Source organism: Planobacterium oryzisoli (assembly GCF_015354315.1).
Taxonomy (GTDB): Bacteria; Bacteroidota; Bacteroidia; order Flavobacteriales; family Weeksellaceae; genus Planobacterium_A; species Planobacterium_A oryzisoli.
Genome location: NZ_JADKYY010000006.1, coordinates 156,535 through 163,070 on the forward strand (window position 1 = coordinate 156,535; position 6,536 = coordinate 163,070).

Here is a 6,536-nt window from a genome sequence, read left to right on the forward strand (position 1 = left end):
AGCTGTTGTTTATTATACCTACGCTTGGCGTTGGAGAAGTACCCCACAAAGGGGTGGAAGTTGTAGTATAATGGAATTTTTTCGAAACATCCATTCCTCGTCCTGCTCATCAAGCACTACTGCAGTCATCCCGCTTCCACCGTATTTACTTTCATCGGAATTCAGAAGTACCTTCCACGACGAGCCTTCCTCTACACCTATCTTATACTCTAATGGATATGGTCTTAAATTCAAAACACACATGATCTGCTCTGTGGACTTTTTTCCCTTTCTTAGGTACACGAACAAAGAGTGTTCCGCATCGTTGGCTTCCACCCATTCGAATCCTTCGCTTTCAAACTGTAGTTCATAAAGAGAAGGAGAGTCTTTATACAAACGGTTTAAATCCGCTACGTAATCTTGCATACCCCGATGCACAGGATACTCCAGTAATGACCAGTTCAGGGATGCCGCAAAGTCCCATTCGTTTGTTTGAGCAAACTCACAACCCATAAAAAGCAGTTTCGCACCAGGAAACGTATACATGTAAGTATACAAAGCTCTGAGGTTCGCAAACTTATTCCATTCATCCCCAGGCATTTTATAAATCATACTGCTCTTGCCGTGAACCACCTCGTCATGAGACAAGGGCATCATGTAGTTGGCATTGTACATGTACATGGAAGTAAATGTCACCTTACTATGGTGGTACTTACGTTCGGAAGGATCTAATTTAAAATATGCCAAAGTATCGTGCATCCAACCCATCATCCATTTCATACCAAATCCCACTCCTCCAGCATACACAGGAGTAGTTAGCATAGGAAAGTCGGAGCTTTCCTCTGCAATGGTGATAGTATCGGGATAGTATTTGTAAACTGCGGAATTAAATTCCTGAAGAAAATTCTTTGCCTCGAGATTCACATTGCCGCCGAAAACATTGGGTTCCCAGGCACCCGGGTCTCTGGCGTAATCCAGATACAGCATAGAAGTTACCGCATCCACCCGTAAACCGTCTGCATGGTAACGGTCCAACCAAAACAATGCATTAGAAATTAGAAAGGAGCGCACCTCATTCTTACCGTAATCAAAAATATGGGAATTCCATTGTGGGTGGTACCCTCTGCGCGGGTCTGGATGCTCATACAAATAGGATCCGTCAAAATAATGCAGACCGTTGGCATCTCCCGGAAAATGGGACGGCACCCAATCGAGCAGCACTCCTATTCCACTATTATGTAAATCATTGATCAACTGCATTAAATCCTGAGGTGCCCCAAATCTAGAATTGGCCGCAAAATAACCTGTAACTTGATACCCCCAACTTGGTTCGAAAGGATGTTCCATAACAGGCATGAATTCCACATGAGTGAAACCCATATTCTGAAGATAAGGAATAAGTTGTTTGGAAATTTCACCATAACTTAAAAACCGTTCCGGATCGTTCGGATCCCTCATCCACGATCCTAGATGCATCTCATAAACAGAAATAGGCGAAGAGAGACTATTTCGTAAATGCCGTTGACTCATCCATTCTTTGTCGCTCCATTCAAACCATGTAGTGGATACCAAAGAGGCTGCTTGTCGGTTTTGTTCCCAACTTACCGCATAAGGATCACTCTTTTCAAGTAGTTCTCCGGATAGAGTTCTAACCGCATATTTATACAGTGTCCCCCAATCGAGGTCTTCAATAAATCCCTCCCAAATACCTGAGCTGTCCCATCTGGGAAAAAGTTTGTGCGCCTCACTATGCCATCCGTTAAATTCACCTATAACGGAAACTTCTTTGGCATGAGGAGCCCATACAGAAAACTGTACGCCCTTTTTACCATCTATGGTTAGCGCATGGCTTCCAAACTTATCGTAAAGTCTGTAGTGCCTACCTTCTCTGAAGAGATATATGTCTTCTGGAGTAAATAGGGAATGGGGAGAAATAGAATGCATAGTTAAAGAACGTGTGATAACCAGCCTAAATTACAAATATTAATCGGCTTAAGAATTACAAACATTAAGAAAATTATCTAAGTATTTAGCGCAATTACCACCTCACACTTCCACAAATTATAAGTTAAAAAAATCCATCATTTATAAGAGGAAATAAATATACCGCCTTGAGTAATTCTCTTTTTTGTACGTACTTTGCAGCATGAATCCTTACGGACAGGAAATCAAGAAATTTATAAGCAGTCAGTACCTCTATGCAGGAACTCGAATTGCCCTGTCTATTGTATTGCCGAGTATTCTCTTAGCCTATTTTGGTCTTTTGAAAGAGTACTTCCTTTTTCCGCTTGCAACCAGCTTTGTGGGATTGACTGACCAAGTCGGCCCTTTCATTCGTAGAAGGAACGCTCTACTTCTTGCGGTACTCTCTCTCACCTTTGTCGCTTGGATTGGGATGTTGCTTGCTCCTTATCCCGTTGCCGCACTCTTGACTCTAATCGTTTTTGGGTTATTCTTTTCCATGATAGGAGTTTACGGACAAAGGCTAATGGCTGTGGGAGGCCTAACTCTAGTGGTTTATTCTATATTTATTGACGGGCACCTTACTCAGGGTCCTGTAGCCAAGAACATACTTGTGTATGCACTGGGGAGTTTATGGTATTTACTTGTTTTTCTCGTTTTCAGTAAACTGCAACCCTACAAATTGGCTTCACAGATGATTGGTGAGAACTATCTTGAACTAGGCGAATATTTAAAACTCAAGGCTGAGTTCTACGAACTGTCAGTAGATTACGAAAGTACCTACTCTCTGGTCATCGCTAAGCAAATAAATATTAAAAACCTTCAGCAGGACACGCGTGAAGTAGTCTTTAAGACCCGTACACTAGTTAGTGAGTCCACTACCACCTCTCGACTTCTCATGCTACTGTTTTTAAATTCCATCGATCTCTATGAAAAGCTTTTCACCTCCGATCAAAATTACAGAAAACTTCATAGTGCATTCGACAAGCACCATATCTTAGAAGAAATCTCCTCGTACCTCCAGCTACTCTCCACAGAACTTATTGGCATAGGAATATCATTGCAAGCAAGTGCAAAACCACGCCCGCAAAAAGACTATAAAGAAGCCCATCGAAAACTCTACCATACATTTTTTGAACTTCGGAAGAACCATTTATCGGCGCAAACACTAGAAGATTTTATGGCACTGCGACTAGTTCTCAGCAGAATTTCGAGCGTCACGGAAGACATTTCCACCATTTATAAGATTGGCACACAAGACATCCGGATGGCAAAAAGTCTCTCCTCGGGATTAGATCTGAATTTATTTGTACCCAAAGAAGAAAAACTCAGCACAAAAGTTTTCCGCGACAACCTGTCCTTGAAAAGTTACCATTTCCGCCATGCAGTGCGGATCGTAACTGCCTTGAGCATAGGGTATCTTTTAAGTCTTGTCCCCTATTACAGCATTGGTCATTCCTACTGGATCCTTATAACTATTCTGGCCATTATGCGACCTGCGTATTCGACCACCAAGCACCGTAATCTCCTTCGACTCTATGGTACTTTGGGGGGCGCCGTGGTAGCTTATTGGATCTTAAAGAGCACCAGCCATCCCACTGTGTTACTGAGCATACTGCTGGGCAGTATGATTTTTTGCTTCACCCTTCTAAAAGGAAAGTACGCTTGGGCAGTTTTTTTTATGACCATTTACATTTTCATTGGTTTTAACTTCCTTAATCCTGGCAACATAAATGCGTTGTTTCGGGACCGACTTATTGACACTGCCATTGCGGGTGTGATCGTCTATGCGGTTTCTTACTTTGTCCTGCCCGTATGGGAGCACTCCCAGAATCCACTATTAATGCGTAAAAGCCTGCAAGCCAATACAGACTACCTCATGCTCGTATGCAAGCGCTTGCAGGGAGAAAATATAGACAATCAGAATTACAAGTTAGCACGTAAGGAAGCGGTCATCGCCCTTGCAAATCTCTCGGACAATTTCCAACGAATGCTTTCCGATCCAAAGAATCAACAACGACGCCTGGAAATTGTACACCAATTTGTAAACACTTCGCACCTGGTCACAGCCTATTCGGCCTCGCTCGCTCAGTATGCCTCCGATGGTAAATATCCTGAACTTTCTGTCGCTAACTGGCAAAAAAAGATCCTATCTCAGCTTGAAACATCCAAAGCCCTGCTGGAAAATAGACCAACTACAAGTATGCACAACGACACTGATAATTTTATATCCAGTGCAGTAGAAGAACTTCTGGAAGAACGAAAAGAGCAATTGACGGAGGAGAAGTTTTTAGATCACCGCGATCCTACTTTAGTGCCACGGCTCACCGAGTTAAAGAACATCTATGATATCATGGAACTGCTTCTTGATGTAGTCCGGGAGCAACGAAAAGTTTTGGAAACATTTCACAAAGAGATCTAGAACAGACTGCCACTAGATATTTTGAAGTTTAGGACATGATGTTCCTCGACGAGAGCAAAATAATACTCACCCATCCGAACCACTTTTGCATTGTAGCTATCGGTAAACTGCTCATCAAATACACTGCAGCAAATTGCAGAAGTATCTTCCAGGGAAAAAGGCTCTACTCTATAGTGCTTCTTTAGTGACCAGTATTTGCTAGGGTGCAGTTTATACAGTGCTTCTTTGATCACCCAAATGACGGTGAGCCACTCCACTTCATTTTCATTCTGGGTCCACTGGTGCTCAGAATCATGAAGAAATTTCTCCTTTATCTTTAGGATCTTGGGCATTATTTTCTCAATATCTATTCCCACGCGCTTATTGGACACTGCAAGAGCAGCGAAGGGAAAGGAATGTGTTATAGAGATGAAAGCATCCTTGGGATGGAGGTAGGGCTGTCCAATGGTCTTATACAGTATTTTATGATTGGGAAGTACCATTTTGAGCAATCTCCTTACCATCAGATACTCTGAGAGTTTTTTGGGATGGTAGTGTTCTATGCGCTGAAAATTCTCTGGTTCTATAAGAGCATTATGATCAAACTCATCACTTTTATCGTCATACTTCCAAAATAGAACGGTAGAGTGCGGTGTACTGAAATCCAGGTGAAAAGGCATATTTTGCAGGCAGGGATATAGTTCGTAAATTTGCAAAAATTATTTGATTTAAATGGAAGTTACTACACAATACGTACCTTATAAGGTAAAAGACATTACTCTAGCGGACTGGGGCCGTAAAGAAATACAATTGGCTGAGGCAGAAATGCCTGGGTTGATGGCACTTAGAAAAGAATATGGACCCTCGCAGCCTTTAAAGGGAGCCCGCATCGCAGGATGCCTTCACATGACGATTCAAACAGCGGTACTCATTGAAACACTGGTAGCTCTGGGTGCAGAGGTAACTTGGTCTTCATGTAACATTTTCTCTACGCAGGACCATGCTGCCGCTGCAATTGCCGCCGCAGGGATTCCTGTGTATGCTTGGAAAGGGATGAACGAAGAGGAATTTGACTGGTGTATTGAGCAGACTCTGTTCTTTGGTCAGGAGCGTACACCTCTAAACATGATTTTGGATGACGGAGGCGATTTGACCAACATGGTTTTTGACCGATATCCAGAATTGACCGATGGAATAAAAGGTCTCTCCGAAGAGACTACGACTGGGGTTCACCGGTTGTACGAAAGAATGAAGAACGGCACCTTAGTTATGCCTGCAATCAATGTTAATGATTCGGTAACAAAGAGTAAGTTTGACAATAAGTACGGATGTCGTGAATCGGCGGTAGATGCTATCCGCCGTGCCACCGATGTAATGCTGGCGGGTAAGAGAGTCGTAGTGTGTGGTTATGGTGATGTAGGAAAAGGTACTGCAGCATCGTTCCGGGGCGCTGGATCCATTGTGACCGTTACAGAGATTGATCCAATTTGTGCGCTGCAAGCAGCCATGGACGGTTTTGAAGTAAAGAGATTGGAAACAGTGGTAGGTAATGCGGATATTGTAATCACTACCACCGGTAATTTTAATATCGTGCGCCAAGAGCATTTCTTAAATATGAAAGATAAAACCATTGTTTGCAACATTGGTCATTTTGATAACGAGATTGATATGAAATGGTTGAACTTGAACTACGGAAGCACAAAGGTACAGATAAAGCCACAGGTGGATCTCTACAATGTAGAGGGCAAAGAAATACTGATTTTAGCAGAAGGCAGACTTGTTAATCTGGGTTGTGCAACCGGACATCCGAGCTTTGTAATGAGTAATTCCTTTACCAACCAAACTCTTGCTCAAATAGAACTTTGGACAAACGGAGAAAACTACCAGAACGAGGTATATATGCTTCCTAAACATCTGGATGAGAAGGTGGCAGCGCTACACTTAGAAAAGTTGGGAGTGGAACTGGAGACTTTAAGTCAGGATCAAGCCAATTATATAGGCGTAGAGGTTCAAGGACCATTTAAACCGGAATACTACCGCTACTAGAAGAAAAAAAGTAAAAAGTAATTAATAAGAGGCTGTCCCCATAACTAAAATGAGGACAGTCTTTTGTTTTTAGCCAATTGGGGTTAAAAAAGTAGATTTTGGGTTTTTAGCCCAAGCAGAAGGACGGTTTATGCCGTCCTTTTCTTGA

Annotated in this window: 4 protein-coding genes; 2 read left to right on the forward strand and 2 right to left on the reverse strand. The window is 42.5% G+C overall.

Annotated elements, in window-relative coordinates; all coding sequences use genetic code 11:
- Positions 1-18: 18 nt before the first annotated feature.
- The gene (gene glgB, locus IC612_RS06440; protein WP_194739363.1) at positions 19-1,923 is read right to left on the reverse strand and encodes a 1,4-alpha-glucan branching protein GlgB; all 1,905 of its coding nucleotides are present in this window, start codon (positions 1,921-1,923) and stop codon (positions 19-21) included.
- Positions 1,924-2,125: 202 nt separating this feature from the next.
- Between glgB and IC612_RS06445 the strand changes: the two genes are divergently transcribed.
- Entirely contained in the window at positions 2,126-4,363 is a 2,238-nt protein-coding gene (locus tag IC612_RS06445) for an FUSC family protein (protein WP_194739364.1), read from the forward strand.
- Here IC612_RS06445 and IC612_RS06450 read toward each other — a convergent pair.
- The gene (locus tag IC612_RS06450) at positions 4,360-5,022 is read right to left on the reverse strand and encodes a 4'-phosphopantetheinyl transferase family protein (protein WP_194739365.1); all 663 of its coding nucleotides are present in this window, start codon (positions 5,020-5,022) and stop codon (positions 4,360-4,362) included. The genes IC612_RS06445 and IC612_RS06450 overlap by 4 nt on opposite strands.
- Before the next feature lie 52 nt (positions 5,023-5,074).
- On the opposite strand from IC612_RS06450, the gene ahcY reads away from it, so the two are divergent.
- Positions 5,075-6,388, forward strand: a complete 1,314-nt coding sequence (ahcY, locus tag IC612_RS06455) for an adenosylhomocysteinase (RefSeq protein WP_194739366.1) — start codon at positions 5,075-5,077, stop codon at positions 6,386-6,388.
- Positions 6,389-6,536: the final 148 nt, after the last annotated feature.

Coding starts and splice junctions, on each gene's coding strand:
- glgB (WP_194739363.1), bottom strand. CDS start 1,923: ATGCATTCTATTTCTCCCCATTCCCTATTTACTCCAGAAGACATATAT.
- IC612_RS06445 (WP_194739364.1), top strand. CDS start 2,126: ATGAATCCTTACGGACAGGAAATCAAGAAATTTATAAGCAGTCAGTAC.
- IC612_RS06450 (WP_194739365.1), bottom strand. CDS start 5,022: ATGCCTTTTCACCTGGATTTCAGTACACCGCACTCTACCGTTCTATTT.
- ahcY (WP_194739366.1), top strand. CDS start 5,075: ATGGAAGTTACTACACAATACGTACCTTATAAGGTAAAAGACATTACT.